Annotated in this window: 15 protein-coding genes; 9 read left to right on the top strand and 6 right to left on the bottom strand. The window is 69.3% G+C overall.

What is annotated here, in order from left to right; translation table 11 throughout:
- Nucleotides 1–35 precede the first annotated feature (35 nt).
- Nucleotides 36–1,064, top strand: coding sequence for a LacI family DNA-binding transcriptional regulator (locus tag ACYVGI_RS04195; RefSeq protein ID WP_460631394.1), 1,029 nt, complete (start codon nt 36–38; stop codon nt 1,062–1,064).
- Between the two features lie 75 nt (nt 1,065–1,139).
- On the opposite strand, the gene ACYVGI_RS04190 is transcribed toward ACYVGI_RS04195, so the two are convergent.
- Both ACYVGI_RS04190 and ACYVGI_RS04185 read right to left on the bottom strand, forming a co-directional pair.
- A complete protein-coding gene (locus ACYVGI_RS04190) occupies nt 1,140–1,880 on the bottom strand; it encodes an MgtC/SapB family protein (RefSeq protein WP_460631393.1) in 741 nt (246 codons plus the stop codon).
- Between the two features lie 160 nt (nt 1,881–2,040).
- Nucleotides 2,041–3,291 carry a hypothetical protein gene (locus ACYVGI_RS04185; RefSeq protein ID WP_460631392.1) on the bottom strand — a complete coding sequence of 417 codons (1,251 nt, stop codon included), beginning with the start codon at nt 3,289–3,291 and terminating at the stop codon, nt 2,041–2,043.
- Between the two features lie 60 nt (nt 3,292–3,351).
- On the opposite strand from ACYVGI_RS04185, the gene ACYVGI_RS04180 reads away from it, so the two are divergent.
- The 4 genes from ACYVGI_RS04180 to ACYVGI_RS04165 all read left to right on the top strand — a co-directional run bounded on the left by ACYVGI_RS04180 (nt 3,352) and on the right by ACYVGI_RS04165 (nt 6,467).
- Entirely contained in the window at nt 3,352–4,125 is a 774-nt protein-coding gene (locus ACYVGI_RS04180) for a MarR family winged helix-turn-helix transcriptional regulator (protein WP_460631391.1), read from the top strand.
- Nucleotides 4,126–4,325: 200 nt separating this feature from the next.
- Nucleotides 4,326–4,745: a YciI family protein gene (locus ACYVGI_RS04175; protein WP_460631390.1), complete on the top strand. Its 420-nt coding sequence runs from the start codon at nt 4,326–4,328 to the stop codon at nt 4,743–4,745.
- A gap of 64 nt (nt 4,746–4,809) precedes the next feature.
- Nucleotides 4,810–6,018 carry an RNA polymerase sigma factor gene (locus ACYVGI_RS04170; RefSeq protein ID WP_460631486.1) on the top strand — a complete coding sequence of 403 codons (1,209 nt, stop codon included), beginning with the start codon at nt 4,810–4,812 and terminating at the stop codon, nt 6,016–6,018.
- A gap of 35 nt (nt 6,019–6,053) precedes the next feature.
- Nucleotides 6,054–6,467 (top strand): NUDIX hydrolase, encoded by a 414-nt coding sequence (locus ACYVGI_RS04165; RefSeq protein WP_460631389.1) that lies wholly within the window; start codon nt 6,054–6,056, stop codon nt 6,465–6,467.
- Nucleotides 6,468–6,542: 75 nt separating this feature from the next.
- Here ACYVGI_RS04165 and ACYVGI_RS04160 read toward each other — a convergent pair whose 3' ends face one another.
- Nucleotides 6,543–8,078 carry an MFS transporter gene (locus tag ACYVGI_RS04160; protein ID WP_460631388.1) on the bottom strand — a complete coding sequence of 512 codons (1,536 nt, stop codon included), beginning with the start codon at nt 8,076–8,078 and terminating at the stop codon, nt 6,543–6,545.
- A gap of 142 nt (nt 8,079–8,220) precedes the next feature.
- On the opposite strand from ACYVGI_RS04160, the gene ACYVGI_RS04155 reads away from it, so the two are divergent.
- Nucleotides 8,221–9,222: a hypothetical protein gene (locus tag ACYVGI_RS04155; RefSeq protein ID WP_460631387.1), complete on the top strand. Its 1,002-nt coding sequence runs from the start codon at nt 8,221–8,223 to the stop codon at nt 9,220–9,222.
- Between the two features lie 84 nt (nt 9,223–9,306).
- Here ACYVGI_RS04155 and ACYVGI_RS04150 read toward each other — a convergent pair whose 3' ends face one another.
- Nucleotides 9,307–10,047, bottom strand: a complete 741-nt coding sequence (locus tag ACYVGI_RS04150) for a GTP pyrophosphokinase (RefSeq protein ID WP_460631386.1) — start codon at nt 10,045–10,047, stop codon at nt 9,307–9,309.
- Nucleotides 10,048–10,083: 36 nt separating this feature from the next.
- Between ACYVGI_RS04150 and ACYVGI_RS04145 the strand changes: the two genes are divergently transcribed.
- On the top strand, nt 10,084–10,737 hold the full coding sequence (locus ACYVGI_RS04145) for a cysteine peptidase family C39 domain-containing protein (protein WP_460631385.1): 654 nt from the start codon (nt 10,084–10,086) through the stop codon (nt 10,735–10,737).
- Between the two features lie 25 nt (nt 10,738–10,762).
- On the opposite strand, the gene ACYVGI_RS04140 is transcribed toward ACYVGI_RS04145, so the two are convergent.
- Together ACYVGI_RS04140 and ACYVGI_RS04135 are read right to left on the bottom strand one after the other, a co-directional pair.
- Nucleotides 10,763–10,951, bottom strand: coding sequence for a helix-turn-helix transcriptional regulator (locus ACYVGI_RS04140; protein ID WP_460631384.1), 189 nt, complete (start codon nt 10,949–10,951; stop codon nt 10,763–10,765).
- Nucleotides 10,952–10,962: 11 nt separating this feature from the next.
- On the bottom strand, nt 10,963–11,379 hold the full coding sequence (locus ACYVGI_RS04135; protein WP_460631383.1) for a hypothetical protein: 417 nt from the start codon (nt 11,377–11,379) through the stop codon (nt 10,963–10,965).
- Nucleotides 11,380–11,603: 224 nt separating this feature from the next.
- On the opposite strand from ACYVGI_RS04135, the gene dnaK reads away from it, so the two are divergent.
- Both dnaK and ACYVGI_RS04125 read left to right on the top strand, forming a co-directional pair.
- Nucleotides 11,604–13,466, top strand: a complete 1,863-nt coding sequence (gene dnaK, locus ACYVGI_RS04130; RefSeq protein ID WP_460631382.1) for a molecular chaperone DnaK — start codon at nt 11,604–11,606, stop codon at nt 13,464–13,466.
- Nucleotides 13,467–13,468: 2 nt separating this feature from the next.
- Nucleotides 13,469–14,182: a nucleotide exchange factor GrpE gene (locus ACYVGI_RS04125; RefSeq protein ID WP_460631381.1), complete on the top strand. Its 714-nt coding sequence runs from the start codon at nt 13,469–13,471 to the stop codon at nt 14,180–14,182.
- Nucleotides 14,183–14,258: the final 76 nt, after the last annotated feature.

Raw genomic sequence — 14,258 nt, 5'->3', positions numbered from 1 at the left:
CGTCCATTCGGACGACAGAGCGAAGGGGAGCCGCCGTGACTCAGGAGCGTGCGAAGGCGCCGACGATCATCGACGTCGCACGCCTCGCCGGCGTCTCGAAGTCGGCTGTGTCCCGCGCGCTGCTCGGTCAGGGCGAGGTCAGTGAGGACGCCAGGCGGCGCGTGCTCGACGCCGCCGACTCGCTCGGCTATGTCGCCAACGCCATGGCGCGCGGCCTTGTCTCCGAGCGGACCAGGACGCTCGGGGTCGTGCTGCACGATGTCACAGACCCGTTCGCAGGCTTCCTCCATGTCGCGATGCAGACGCGCGCAACCGAGCGCGGGTACTCGGTGGTCACGGCGACCAATCCCGGCGACCTCACGCTCGACAACGCGCTGTCGGCGCTTCGGTCGCTTGTGTCGTTGCAGGTCGATGGGTTGCTGGTCTGCTCGGCCAGGTTCCCGTCCGATCAGGTGCTCCCGTTCGTGGACAGGCTTCCCGTCGTCGCCGCTGGTCGACGGGAGACGGAGCCGGTGCTGTCGAGCGTCTGCGTGGACGACGTGGATGGAGGCAATCAGCTCGCCGACCACCTGATCGGGCTTGGGCATCGGTCGGTCGCGGTCATCCTGGTGGACGGTGACTACTCGTACAGCCAGCACTTGCGCGGGGTCGCCATGATCGACAGGCTGACAGCAGCCGGCGTCAGCGTGACCGTGCGGGAGGTGCGCACGAACGCCGATGCTGCGCACATCCTGCCGTCGCTGCTAAGGGTCGACGGCCTCACCGCGGTGATGTGCCCCAACGACCGCACCCAGGTCGCGATCATGGAGCAGTGCGAGCGCGCGGGCGTCGCGGTGCCGGAGCGCCTGTCGGTGACCGGCTTCGACGGCATCGGCCCGTTGGCGACCCCGCTGCTCGGTCTCACCACGTTCCGCCAGCCGATCGAGGACATCGGCCGCGTCTCCGTCGACCTGATGATCGCGGCCATCGAAGACGGCGTCCCCGCCGACAACCACCTGACCATCCCCGGCGCCTTCGTCCCCGGCCGCACCACGGCTCCGCCCGCCCCCGCCCCCGCTCCCTAGCAATCGAGCCCAGGGTTTTTCACCGTAAGTGCGCGTCTTAAGGTGAAAAACCCTGGGCTCGAGTGCGTGGGCGCGTCAGTCGTCCGGCTCGGTGGGCCACCAGCGGGATGCGACGACTTTGGGGTCGAGGCTGATGCGCTGGACCGCGCGTTCGAGGGTGCCGGGCACGCCGGGTTTCATCGAGGTCACGCGGGCGAGCACGGTGACGTGCGAGTGCGGACCCGGCTTGGTGTCGACGGAGCGCAACACGAGATCGGGTCGCGAGACGGCTTGGATGAGGAGCGCCCTCACCCGGTTCTCGCTCTTCTCCGTCGTCTCGACCTCGAGGGCGAAATCGTTGCTCTCCTCCGCCTCGTCCGGATCGTCGGCGTGCTCGGCGAAGCGCCGGGTGCGCTTGTTGACGAGCGTGCTGATCGGCCTCAGTAAGGTGTTGGTCGCGACGATGGCGGCGGTGCCGATGAGGGCCATCCAGAGGCTGCCTGCGCCAGCGAGCGATCCGACGGCGGCCGCGCACCAGAGTGTCGCGGCCGTGGTGAGGCCCCGGATGTTCAAGCCATCGCGCAGGATGACTCCCGCCCCGAGGAACCCGATCCCGGACACCACCTGTGCGGCGACCCTGGTGGGGTCGGCGGTCGGCCCGTCGAGTCCGACCGAGCCGACGATCACGAACAGCGACGACCCGGCGGCGACGAGCGCGTTCGTCCGGATCCCCGCGGTCCGCAGCCGCCACTGTCGTTCGAGCCCGATCGCGGCTCCCAGACCGATCGCGGTCAGCACCCGCAAGGCCAGCCCCATGATGAGCACCGGATCGTTCACTGCCGCCTGCTTCCCTCCCGGGCCATTCCGGGAACGTTCCCGGTGAGTTTAGCGGGGAGGAGTGCGGCGCAGCAAGACGGCGACGTGGCGGCTGGGCTCGGCCAGCAGCGTCGCGCTGCCAGGCGGGCGGGTCGCCCGGGGGCGACCGAGCCCTGTGCGGCTAGCTTTCCGTCGGCGCGGTGTCGTCTCCGGGGGCGGTGTTGTCGTCCGGGCTGGAGCCACCCGCTGCTGCGGACGCCGCATCTGGGTCGTCCGCACCAGCGGACCTGTCCTGCCAGCCCAGGTTGCGCGCCATCGCCTCAAGGGTGGCGACGGTGGTGGCGTAGTCGTCCTCGCTGATGCCGGCAGTCATCGACGCGCGAAGACCGTGGATGCGTTCGCGGGCCGACTCGTGCGCCGCGCGTCCTGCGTCGGTCAGCTCGACGACCTCGTTGCGCTCGCCCGACAGGGTGACCCAGCCGCGCTCCACGAAGTCGGCGATGGTCGCCTCGACGCGGGATGCGCGGGATGCGCGGGATGCGCGGGATAGGTGACGGCGGTAGGCGTCGCGCGGGCCGTGGTGGCCGCGGGCGCCGCGAGCGTGCTCGGTGTCGTGGTGGTGCGCGTGGCCGTGGGTGTCACGTCCGTGCTCGGTGTCGTGGTGGTGCGGGTGACCGTGGTGTCCGTGCTCGTGGTGTCCGTGCTCGTCGCGTCCGTGCTCGTCGTGTCCGTGCTCGCTGTGTCCGTGCTCGTCGCGTCCGAGCTCGTCGCGTCCGTGCTCCTCATCGTGGGGGTGCGCGTGGCCGTGGGGGTGCACGTGACCGTGGCAGGTCGCGTCGGCGCGCTCGAAGTCCTCGGTGCGGCGGCGGTCGCCGGGGCCGAAGCCGTCACGCTCGCCGCGGGTGAAGTCGTGCCCCTCGCCCGAGCCGAAGCCGCGACGCTCGCGCATCTCCTCAAACTTCTGCTGTCGCTGCTCCCAGAACGCTGCGCGCTCCTCCTCGGAAGCGAACCGCGGGTGGTCGCCGAAGCGCCCGTAGCCGCCGCGCCCGAAGTCGCCGCGACAGAAGTCGCCGCGCCCGACGTGGCCGCGACCGAAGTCGTCGCGCCCGACGTGGCCGCGCCCGACGTGGCCGCGACCGAAGTCGCCGCGCCCGAAGTCGCCGCGCCCGAAGTCGCCGCGACCGAAGTCGCCGCGCCCGAAGTCGTCGCGCCCGAAGTCGCCGCGCCCGCGCCCGCCCCGCCGCGGCGGCAGCGCATCCGCGACCTCGTCGACGCTGGTCGCGCCGTCGGCGATCGTGTTGAGGACCCGCCAGCTTCCGCGGCGGAGGTCGAAGCCGGAGAGCTCGTCGCGCATCCGGTGGCGGAGTTCGTGCTCGATCACCCTGAACCAGTAGCCGGGAGGTGTCGTGTGTGTATTCGTAGTGGTGTTCATCAGGAACCCTTTCCTATTGCATGTACTGTTACAAGCAGTTGTATGATTACATACATGGAAATGGATGGTCAAGTCCCCGAATCCGATTCGCAGGATCCGGACATCGTGGCGCTCGTCGAGCAGTCGCTGATGGCCGTCCGCCACGATCAATCGCGTCGCAGGATGCACGGAGGGCCGCCGTCGCACGGGATGCCGGGCCGCTCCCCCTGGCAGGAGGGCTTCGGCCAGGGTCCGCACGGCCGCCAGGGATGGGCGGGTCGCGGCGGCCGACACGGCTTCGACGCGCACGACGGTGAAGCCGAGGACACCTCCCGAGGACGCGTCCCCGGCGAGAGCCCAGCAGGAGCAGACCCCGGCGACGGCCACCCCGGCAGCGACTACCCCGGCCCGGACCGCCCCGGCCCGGGCTACCCCACCGGCTTCCCTGGCTTCGGCGACTCCGGCCGCCCCGCTCCCGGACGCCGGGGACGACCAGACGGCTCCCTCGGCCGAGCCGCCCGGTTCCGGATGCTCGACGTCCTGGACGCGGCGGAGCGCGACGGCACCACGTTCTCCATCAGCACCCTCGCGCCGGCCATCGGCGTCGATCAGCCGCGGGCGAGCAGGCTGGTGCAGGAGGCGGTCGATCGCGGCCTGGTGAGCAGGGTGACCGATCCAGCGGATGCGCGACGCACCCTCATCCAGTTGACCGCGGCAGGGCGCAAGCAGATCTCCGAGGTGCGCAACCACCGGCGTTCCGCTGTCGAGCAGGCGCTCGGGGCGTTCACGCCCGAGGAGGCGAAGACCTTCGCCGAGCTGTTCGCGCGCTTCGTCCGGGCGTGGCCGCGCGACTGAGCGCGACTGAGCGCGACCGAGCGCGAGCAGGGCGCAAGCAGAGCGCGAGCAGGGCGCCAGCCGCGAGCATCCCGCGGCCGACCGCGTCCCTCCCCAGCGCAGCATCCCAAGATTTTTTCCACAACCTGTCGATCGGGGGTCGCGCCGTTCGACCTCTGGATGAAAAGGTCGAGAAGCGACCTCGAACCAAGGAGAAGACAATGCCCAAGTACATGCTCATCCTGCGACCGACCGAAGCGGCAGCGGCCGCCTTCGCGAACGTCGACTTCGAGGAGGTCCTCAACGCGATGGGGCAGTTCAACGACGAGCTCATCCGGGCGGGCGTCCTGCTCGCCGCCGAGGGGCTCGCCGACCCGAGCGAGGGTGTCGTCGTCGACTTCACGGGTGAGACCCCCGTGGTCACCGACGGCCCGTACGGGGAGACCCGCGAACTGTTCAACGGCTACTACATCCTCGACGTCGCGTCGGCGCAGGAGGCCGTCGAGTGGTCCAAGCGCGCACCGATGACGTCCGGCAGCATCATCGAGATCCGCAGGGTGCCGTCGATCGACGAGTTCCCGCAGGACAACGTGTGGATCCAGAAGGAACGCGCCTGGCGCGAGCAGACCGGTCAGCTCTGAAGCTCTCCGGCCACCTGTGACCACCAGCACTGCAGCGCGCGCAGCCGTCGAAGCCGTGTGGCGGATGGAGTCGGCGAGGATCGTCGGCGCCCTCGCCCGCTACACCGGCGACTTCGCGCTCGCTGAAGACCTTGCCCAGGAGGCGCTCGCCGAGGCGCTCGTCTCCTGGGCGGTCGACGGTGTGCCGGCCCAACCCACCGGCTGGCTGCTCACCGTCGGGCGACGGCGCGCGATCGACTCGTTCCGCAGGAGGTCGGCGCGCGACGACCGGTATGCGCTGCTCGCCCGCGACCTGGAGGAGACGCAGCCGGGCGTCGACGCCCTGTTCGACCCTGGCGCTATCGACGACGACGTGCTCGCGCTGATGTTCGTGAGCTGTCATCCCGTCCTCTCGAAGGAGGCGCGCATCGCGTTGACGCTTCGGGTCGTCGGTGGTCTCACCAGCGACGAGATCGCGCGGGCGTTCCTCGTGCCGGTGCCCACCATTCAGGCCAGGATCACCCGCGCGAAGAAGACGCTCTCCGCGGCCAGAGTCCCGTTCGCTGTGCCGGAGCCTGCCGAGCGAGCCGAACGCCTGGGGTCGGTGCTGCAGGTGGTCTACCTGATCTTCTCGGAAGGGTCGTTCGCATCCACCGGAGACACCTGGATGCGCACCGACCTCGCCGATGAAGCGCGCCGGCTCGCCAGAGTGCTCGTGCGTCTGGCCCCCGAGCCGGAGGTGTTCGGGCTGCTCGCCCTGATGGAGCTGACGGCGGCGCGCTTCCCCGCCAGGATGGATGCGGCGGGCGAGCCGGTGCTACTGGAGGACCAGGACAGGCGGCTGTGGGACACGGCCGCGATCCGGCGTGGCAGAGCCGCCCTCGCGCACGCGGCGTCTGCGGGCAGGGGGCTCGGCGCGTACGGCCTGCAGGCGTCGATCGCCGAGTGTCACGCCGTCGCGACCTCGGTGGCCGAGACGGACTGGGCGCGCGTCGTCCTGCTCTACGACGCGCTCGCCCGGCTGGCGCCCTCTCCGGTGGTCGAGCTGAACCGCGCGGTCGCGGTCGCCATGGCGGACGGCCCGGCTGCGGGTATCGCGCTCGTCGACGCGATGATCGACAGGGGCGAGCTCGCCGGCTCCACCCTGCTCCCCGCGACACGCGGCGAACTCCTCGCACGGCTGGGGCGACGGGATGCGGCGATCGCCGCCCTCGAGGAAGCCCTCGCCCTCAGACCATCGCCCTCCGAGCGGGCGGCGCTCATCGGCAAGCTCGACCGGCTGCGCGCCGGGTGATCGGGTTGGGTATGCGCCCTCGCTACGCTCGTCCCATGGCCCATCCCGTGATCACCGTCTCCGCCGTCGCGTTCGTCCGGGAGGACGGCGACGTGCTCACCGTGCGCAAGAAGGGCACCTCGCGGTTCATGCTGCCGGGCGGCAAGCCGGAACCGGGCGAGTCAGCGGCGGAGGCCGCCGTGCGCGAGGTGCGCGAGGAGGTCGGCATCGTCCTCGACCGTGGCGATCTGCGTCTGCTCGGCGCCTGGGAGGCCGACGCGGCCAACGAGCCAGGACACGTCCTCGACGCGACCGTGTTCACCGCCGATCTCACGGGCATCCCCGTCGCCGCGGCCGAGATCGCGGAGCTTCGCTGGTCCAGTCAGGCCGACCCGTTCGGCGACCTCGCCCCGCTTCTGCGCGACCGCGTCGTCCCCGCCCTCGCCCAGCTCCCCGACCGCCGAGTCTGAACGTGTTCCGGCGACACTCCGTCGCCACGCGTGAACAACGTCGGACTCGATGATGGGGGGAAGGGGTGGAAGCGGTCAGCGGGTGGCGCGGACGGGGATGAGGAGGGCCAGCCCGGCAGCGAGGACGAGGACGATCCCGAGGATGCCCCAGTACTGCGCACCGCCGACCGCGACGAACGTCGCGAACAGCAGCGGCGCGAGGAACGAGACGGCGCGTCCGGTCGTGGCGTAGAGCCCGAACACCTCGCCCTCCCTGCCGGCAGGCGTGACCCTGGCGAGGAACGTGCGGCTCGCCGACTGTGCGGGCCCGACGAACAGGCAGAGCACGAGGCCGCCGATCCAGAACGCGGTCGCGCCGAGGTCGTGCGCGAAGAAGACGGCCAGCCCGGCGATCACCAGGCCGACCAGGGAGGTGACGATCACGGGCTTGGCCCCGAAACGGTCGTCGAAGCGGCCGGACACGAACGTGCTGATGCCGGCGACGACGTTCGCGGCGATGGCGAAAATGATGACGTCGCCGCTGCTGAACCCGAACGTGCCCTGCGCGAGGATGCCGCCGAACGTGAACACTCCCACCAGTCCGTCGCGGAACAGCGCAGACGCGATGAGGAACAGGACGGTGTTGCGGCTCTCCTTCCACAGCCGTCCGATGTCGCGCACGAGCACGCCGTACGACTGGAAGAACCCGACCCGCGACCGTCGGGAGCCGACAGGCATCTCCGGAACGGCGATCAGCACGGGCAGGGAGAAGATCAGTGTCCAGGCCGCTGCGATCAGCGCGATGATCCGGATGTTGAGCCCGGCGTCCTCGGTGACGTGGAGCATCCCGCCCGTTCCGTCGTCGTTGCCGGTGACGAGACCGAAGTAGACGATGAGGAGCAGCACGATGCCGCCGAGGTATCCAGCGCCCCAGCCGAAGCCGCTGACCCTGCCGACCGTCTTCGGCGTCGACACCTGCACGAGCATCGCGTTGTAGTTGACGGTCGCGATCTCGTAGAAGATCGTGCCGACGGCCACCAGGACCACGCCGAACAGGAAGTATCCCGGCGCGCCGACGACGAAGAACATCAGTGCGGTCATGATCACGACGACGCCGGTGTTGATGCCGAGCCACAGTTTGCGGCGGCCGGAGCCGTCCGTGCGCTGCCCGAGCACCGGCGCGATCAGTGCGACCACGATTCCCGCGATGGCGAGCCCCCAGCCGAGCCCGCTCGACAGCGGGGCCTCGGCAGCCGTGACGGCGGCGTGGGCCGGTCCCTTCAGGTCGGTCTCCGCATCCCGTGCGGCGACGAGAGCGGGATCGACGAACAGGCTGCCCGTGAGGTAGACGGTGAACACGAAGGTCGTGATGACCGCGTTGAACGCCGCGCCGCCCCAGTCCCAGAGCGCCCACGACACCACCTGACGACGCGGGATGCGGCGCTCGGCCGAGCTGTCGACGAACAGCGGAGACGCCGAGGTGACCAGCGCGTCGGTGCTGGCCGGCACGGCCGCCGTGTCGGCTGGCGTCGAGGCTGGCGCCGGGCTCGCCGACGACGGGTCGGCTGGCGCTGACGGAGGCTGGGTGCCGCGGTCGGCGTCGTTGCCGTTCGCGCTCGGGGGAGTGCTCATGAGCACAGCGTATGGCGTCGGGGTAGCCGGTGGGTGAACCGCGGGGTCGTGGCGTGCCCTGTGCCGATGATCCGTGCGGTCACGGTTATCGCCGTCTCCCCGCCGCGGATAGGCTCGCGCCGAAGGTGCTCCTGGCTCGCATATGTCCGGAGCGGCATACACGGCACGGGAGGCTCACATGACGGCGACGGCGAACGAAGTCCGGCAGTACGGCTGGGTGCGGCACCTGCTGCCGCGCATCGTGATCGGAGCGCTCATCGCGGCGGCCCTGGTGGGTGTGTACGCGGTGGTGATCGGCCGGTTCGACGAGACCTGCTGGCGGCTCATCGGCACGATCGCGCTGCTGGTGTTCTTCTCGCTGGTGTCCTGGTACGACGCCGACGTCTCCGCCAGGCGGGCGGCCTGGTTCGGCGTGGTGAGCGTGATCACGTCGGCGTACCTGCTGATGGCGGGGCTGGCGAAGATCTGGGTGCCCGTCGCCGTCAACCCCGCCGACCCCTTCGCGCACGGGCCGTGGTGGGAGCCGTTCGCGTGGATCGCGCTGGTGATCGTGACACGGCTCGGGCTCCTGCACATCCACCTGGTGCTGAACACGCAGCGGCGCTTCACCGGCCCGGTGATGAGCAAGGTCACGGTTGCCACGCTGCTCCTGGTCGCGCTGCTCACCCTCGGGCTGTCCGTTCCGCTCGCGCTGCCGACCGTGGACTTCGGCGAGACGTACTGGCGTCTGCTGGGGGTGGTGGCGATCCTGGATGCGCTGGGAACCATCCTGATCCCGCTCACTTACACGCTGTTCGGGCCGAAGGCGGAGCGGCCCCAGCCGTGGCCTCCGCAGCAGCCGGAAGCGTTCGCGCCTGCGCCGCCTCCGGCCGGCGGGGCACAGTTCGCGCCGGCAGCTGGTGCGCAATTCGCGCAGGCCACCGCGCCCCAGTTCGCGCAGCCTGCCGCGTCGACGTTCGCGCCTGCGCCGCCGCCCGCCGCGCCCCCGGTCGCATCCTCGGCTCCGGCGCTGCCGACCGCCGCGTACCCGCGGCTCGATGCGGCAGGGGGACTCCGGCTGGAGTGGCCGCGCTACATCAGCGGCCAGCCGCTGCCCGCGAAGGCGGACGGCTCCCCCGACTTCACCGGCGTGGTCGGCTACTGAAGCGAACGAGATGCCAGTAACTGCAGCCGATCACGCGATCCCGGCCGCAGATACTGGCATCTCGCCGTTCGCAGTGGCGTGCTGTTAGATCGCGATCGGCAGCGTGTACTGGGTGCCGCTCTTGCCGCGCACCTGCCGGTGCAGGCTCTCCATGGTGATGTCGAGCTGGTTGGCCTTCACGGCGGCGTCGGTGAGGTCGCGGAGCAGTTCTTCCGGCACCTCGCCGTCGTACTTGTAGTAGATCTTGTGCTCCAGGCTCGCCCAGAAGTCCATCGCGACGGTGCGGATCTGGATCTCGACCGGAACCGCGATCGGCCCGTCCGACAGGAAGACGGGCACCTCCACGATCGCGTGCAGGCTCTTGTAGCCGTTGGGCTTTGGATGCCCGATGTAGTCCTTCACGCGCAGCACGTTGACGTCGGCCTGAGCGGAAAGCAGCTCGAACACGTGGTAGACGTCCGAGACGAAGCTGCAGACGATGCGGATGCCCGCGATGTCGGTGATCGACTCGCGGATCGCGTCGAACGACGGGTCGCACTGTTTGCGGATGATCTTCTGCTCGATGCTCTCCGCCGACTTGAGGCGGCTGGTGATGTGCTCGATCGGGTTGTAGTCGTGGAGCTCGGCGAACTCTTCGCGGAGGATCGACACCTTGGTCGAGATCTCGTCGATGCCGAACTTGTAGGGCATGATGAACCGCGCGAAGTCCGTGCGGAACGCCTGCACCTCGTCGAGTGTCGCCGCGTCGATGTTCTGCAGCGCTTCGATGGCGCGCGACGACAGCAGCGGGCCGTTGTGATCGACGGGAAGGGACTCCGAATCCATGAACAGCACGCTATCGACGGTCCTTGTGGAGGCGGTGTGAATCCGGGGGTCGCGCGCTTTCCGTACGAGTCGCAGTGGGGCGACCCGCGCTGCAACGAGGCGCTGATCGTGCGCGGCGAGGATCCGGCGGCGCTGCACGACTGGGCGCGGGATGGGTACGCCTCCGCAGACGAGTACCGCTACTGGGCCAGCAATGTGTGCGGCCTGGCCTGCCTGCGCTCGGTGATGCGCGTCTGGCGCCCTGCCGCAGCGGCTGCGACAATGCGCGACCTGATCGACGGCGCGACGTCCGCTGGTGCGCTGATCCCCGAGGCCGACACCGTACGCGGCCTCTACTACCGCCCGTTCCTGTCCTGGATCGCCGCCGAATTCGGGCTCGACGGCGAGGTGGTGGAGGGGTCGACGGCGCGGGAGCACTTCGAGTCCGTCGGGCGGTCCGCGTTCGTCGAGCGGTCCGCATCCACTGGGCGCGGCGTCGTCGCCATCGCCTCGGTCACGCCCGAGATCCGCTTCCCGGAGCGGCAGAACGACCGGGTCGGCGGCCACCTGGTCCTCGTGCACGGGTTCGACGGCGAGACCGTCTCGTTCCACAACCCGTCTGGGATCGGCGCGACGGCGGCGGATGCGTCCCTGCATGTCGACGACTTCCAGCGCTTCTACGCCGGGCGGGGGATGCTCGTCCGAAGCTAGGCGCCCACGGAGCGCGCCCGAGCCCTCACGGCGCGTCGCCGGGGAGGAACAGCACCTCGATCGGCTTCTCGAACAGCCGCGAGATGCGGAACGCCAGCGGAAGCGACGGGTCGTACTTCCCCGTCTCCAGTGCGACCACCGTCTGCCGTGAGACCTCCAGCCGTTCGGCGAGCACCGCCTGCGTCCAGCCGCGCTGCTCGCGCTCGGCGCGCATGATGTTCTCCATCAGGTGGTCGGGGCTCCGGTCACGAGGTTGGTGCCCTCCCAGGCCAGGACTCCGGCGATCGAGATGATCCAGCCGCCGTTCGGCACCGCGAGCCCGGCCGAGCTGAGCGTGCCGATTGCAATGGCGGCGAGCATCGCGACGGTGAAGCCGACCGCCAGGCCGGGGAAGAACAGCTTGCGCTGGTACTCGTCCATCTTCCGCACCCGCAGCACGATCGTGACCACCATCCACACGGCGACGAGCAGCGGGAGGAAGGCCAGCGGCAGGCGCCAGGGGGTGTTCGCGTGCCCCCAGGTGGCCAGCGCGAAACTGGCGAGAAGGAAGCAGCCGGCCGCCACCCGCATCTGGATGTGGAAGGCGCGCTGGCGTCGCAGCTCCGTGGGGGATTCGCCTCCGGAGTCAAGGTCGCTTGTCATAGCCCGATCGTAGAAAGGCCGCACGACCGAGTCAAGGAAACTTGTCATCTCTCGCAGATTCCGGGAATGAACGACCCGCGATCAAAGTTGAGTCAAGTGTGCTCAAGTTTTGGATCCTCGGCTTGACAGGCTCACCAGTGGATGCGACACTTGAGCCGTCGGGACTCAACTCTTGACCCCAGATTTTTCAGCCACACAGTCAGCAACAAAAGGAGAAAGCACATATGTCACGTGCAGTAGGAATCGACCTCGGAACCACGAACTCCGTCGTCTCCGTCCTCGAGGGCGGCGAGCCCACCGTCATCGCCAACGCGGAAGGCTTCCGGACCACCCCGTCGGTCGTCGCGTTCACCAAGGACGGCGAGGTGCTGGTCGGCGAGACCGCGAAGCGCCAGGCCGTCACCAACGTCGACCGCACCATCGCGTCGGTCAAGCGCCACATGGGCACCGACTGGACGGTCGATGTCGACGGCAAGAAGTACACCCCGCAGGAGATCTCCGCGCGCATCCTCGCCAAGCTCAAGAGGGACGCTGAGCAGTACCTCGGCGACACCGTCACGGATGCGGTCATCACCGTCCCCGCGTACTTCAACGACGCAGAGCGCCAGGCCACCAAGGAGGCCGGAGAGATCGCGGGCCTCAACGTGCTCCGCATCATCAACGAGCCGACCGCCGCCGCGCTTGCATACGGCCTCGACAAGGGCAAGGAAGACGAGCTCATCCTGGTCTTCGACCTCGGTGGTGGAACGTTCGACGTCTCCCTCCTCGAGGTGGGCAAGGACGACGACTTCTCGACCATCCAGGTCCGCGCGACCGCCGGTGACAACCGCCTCGGTGGAGACGACTGGGACCAGCGCATCGTCGAGTGGCTCATCAAGCGCTTCAAGGACTCGACCGGTGTCGACGTCTCCAAGGACAAGATCGCGCTGCAGCGCCTCAAGGAAGCTGCTGAGCAGGCCAAGAAGGAGCTGTCGTCGAGCATGTCGACGAGCATCCAGCTCCCGTACCTCTCGCTCACCGAGAACGGCCCGGCCAACCTCGACGAGACGCTCACCCGCGCCCAGTTCGAGCAGATGACCAGCGACCTCCTCGACCGCACCAAGAAGCCGTTCCAGGACGTCATCCGCGAGGCGGGCATCAAGGTGTCCGACATCGCGCACGTCGTGCTCGTCGGCGGCTCCACCCGTATGCCCGCCGTGAGCGAGCTGGTGAAGCAGGAGACCGGTGGGCAGGAGCCCAACAAGGGCGTCAACCCTGACGAGGTCGTCGCCGTCGGCGCCGCCCTCCAGGCCGGTGTCCTCAAGGGAGAGCGCAAGGACGTCCTCCTCATCGACGTCACCCCGCTGAGCCTCGGCATCGAGACCAAGGGCGGCATCATGACGAAGCTCATCGACCGCAACACCGCGATCCCGACCAAGCGCAGCGAGACCTTCACGACCGCGGACGACAACCAGCCGTCCGTCGCCATCCAGGTCTTCCAGGGCGAGCGCGAGTTCACTCGCGACAACAAGCCGCTCGGCACCTTCGAGCTCACCGGAATCGCCCCGGCTCCCCGCGGCATCCCGCAGGTCGAGGTCACCTTCGACATCGACGCGAACGGCATCGTGCACGTGTCCGCCAAGGACAAGGGCACCGGCAAGGAGCAGTCGATGACGATCACCGGCGGCTCGTCGCTGCCGAAGGACGACATCGAGCGCATGGTGCGCGAGGCAGAGGAGCACGCCGCAGAGGACAAGAAGCGTCGTGAGACCGCCGAGACCCGCAACACGGCCGAGCAGCTCGCATACTCGATCGAGAAGCTGATCAAGGACAACGAGGACAAGCTCCCCGAGGACGTCAAGAACGAGGTCCAGGGCGACGTCGACGCGCTGAAGACCGCGCTCGCCGGAGACGACGAGGACGCAGTCAAGACCGCATACGACAAGCTCAACGCGAGCCAGCAGAAGCTCGGAGAGGCGATCTACTCGTCCGCTCAGGCCGACGCGACCACCGGTGAGCAGGCTCCTGCCGGTGACCAGCCCGCCGAGGAGAACTCGGACGAGGACGTCATCGACGCAGAGGTCGTCGAAGACGAGGAGAAGAAGTAACGATGTCGGACCAGAACCCCAACGGGCAGGGCGAAGACCCTGAGCGCGAGGAGCCGGTCGTCCGCGACAAGCGGAGGATCGACCCCGAGACCGGCAAGGTTCGGCAGCCGCAGGCCGGGCAGGATGGCCAGGACGGCGACGGTCAGGATGCCGGCGCAGCCTCCGGAGACGGAAGCGGCGCCGGCCCCGACCTCGCCCACGAGGAAATCGTCGACGTCGGCCCCGCCGACGGAGAGGACCTCGGGTCCTTCCTCTCCGACGAAGACCTGGACGTGCTCAGCGGCCAGTCGACGGCGGACCAGCTCGCTGCGGAACGGCTCGCCGACCTTCAGCGGGTCACCGCGGAGTACGCGAACTACCGCAAGCGCACCGAGTCCAACCGCGAGATCGAGCGCGAACGCGCGGTCGGCGACACGGTGAAGGGACTCCTTCCCGTGCTCGACGACCTCGACCGTGCTGACAAGCACGGCGACCTCGAAGATGGCAGCGCGTTCGCCACGATCGCGGCCAAGCTGCGCACCACGGTGGAACGTCTCGGCCTCACGCCGTACGGCGAGAAGGGCGAGCCGTTCGATCCGCAGATCCACGAGGCGATCTTCCAGCAGCCGACCCCCGGCGTCACGGTGGAAACCGTCGCCGACGTGGTCGAGACGGGCTACCGGCTCGGCTCCACCACGGTGCGGGTGGCCAAGGTCGTCGTCGCGGTCCCGGCCTGATCCCCGACAGCCGGATGCACGTGACACGCGAAGCGGCGGGATACGCATCCCGCCGCTTCCGTGACGCGCGCCACGA

It is taken from the genome of Leifsonia lichenia (assembly GCF_054780215.1).
Note: the sequence above shows the minus strand (reverse complement) of the source record. Positions and strands in the feature narration are given on the sequence as shown.

Excerpts from the sequence above, each read along its gene's own strand:
- ACYVGI_RS04180 (WP_460631391.1), top strand. The coding sequence starts at position 3,352 with ATGGATGGTCAAGTCCCCGAATCCGATTCGCAGGATCCGGACATCGTG.
- ACYVGI_RS04140 (WP_460631384.1), bottom strand. The coding sequence starts at position 10,951 with ATGCGCGCCGAGCGCGAGCAGCGCGGCTGGACGCAGGCGGTGCTCGCC.
- ACYVGI_RS04150 (WP_460631386.1), bottom strand. The coding sequence starts at position 10,047 with ATGGATTCGGAGTCCCTTCCCGTCGATCACAACGGCCCGCTGCTGTCG.
- dnaK (WP_460631382.1), top strand. The coding sequence starts at position 11,604 with ATGTCACGTGCAGTAGGAATCGACCTCGGAACCACGAACTCCGTCGTC.
- ACYVGI_RS04135 (WP_460631383.1), bottom strand. The coding sequence starts at position 11,379 with ATGACAAGCGACCTTGACTCCGGAGGCGAATCCCCCACGGAGCTGCGA.
- ACYVGI_RS04155 (WP_460631387.1), top strand. The coding sequence starts at position 8,221 with ATGTCCGGAGCGGCATACACGGCACGGGAGGCTCACATGACGGCGACG.
- ACYVGI_RS04175 (WP_460631390.1), top strand. The coding sequence starts at position 4,326 with ATGCCCAAGTACATGCTCATCCTGCGACCGACCGAAGCGGCAGCGGCC.
- ACYVGI_RS04125 (WP_460631381.1), top strand. The coding sequence starts at position 13,469 with ATGTCGGACCAGAACCCCAACGGGCAGGGCGAAGACCCTGAGCGCGAG.
- ACYVGI_RS04185 (WP_460631392.1), bottom strand. The coding sequence starts at position 3,291 with ATGAACACCACTACGAATACACACACGACACCTCCCGGCTACTGGTTC.
- ACYVGI_RS04160 (WP_460631388.1), bottom strand. The coding sequence starts at position 8,078 with ATGAGCACTCCCCCGAGCGCGAACGGCAACGACGCCGACCGCGGCACC.
- ACYVGI_RS04170 (WP_460631486.1), top strand. The coding sequence starts at position 4,810 with ATGGAGTCGGCGAGGATCGTCGGCGCCCTCGCCCGCTACACCGGCGAC.
- ACYVGI_RS04165 (WP_460631389.1), top strand. The coding sequence starts at position 6,054 with ATGGCCCATCCCGTGATCACCGTCTCCGCCGTCGCGTTCGTCCGGGAG.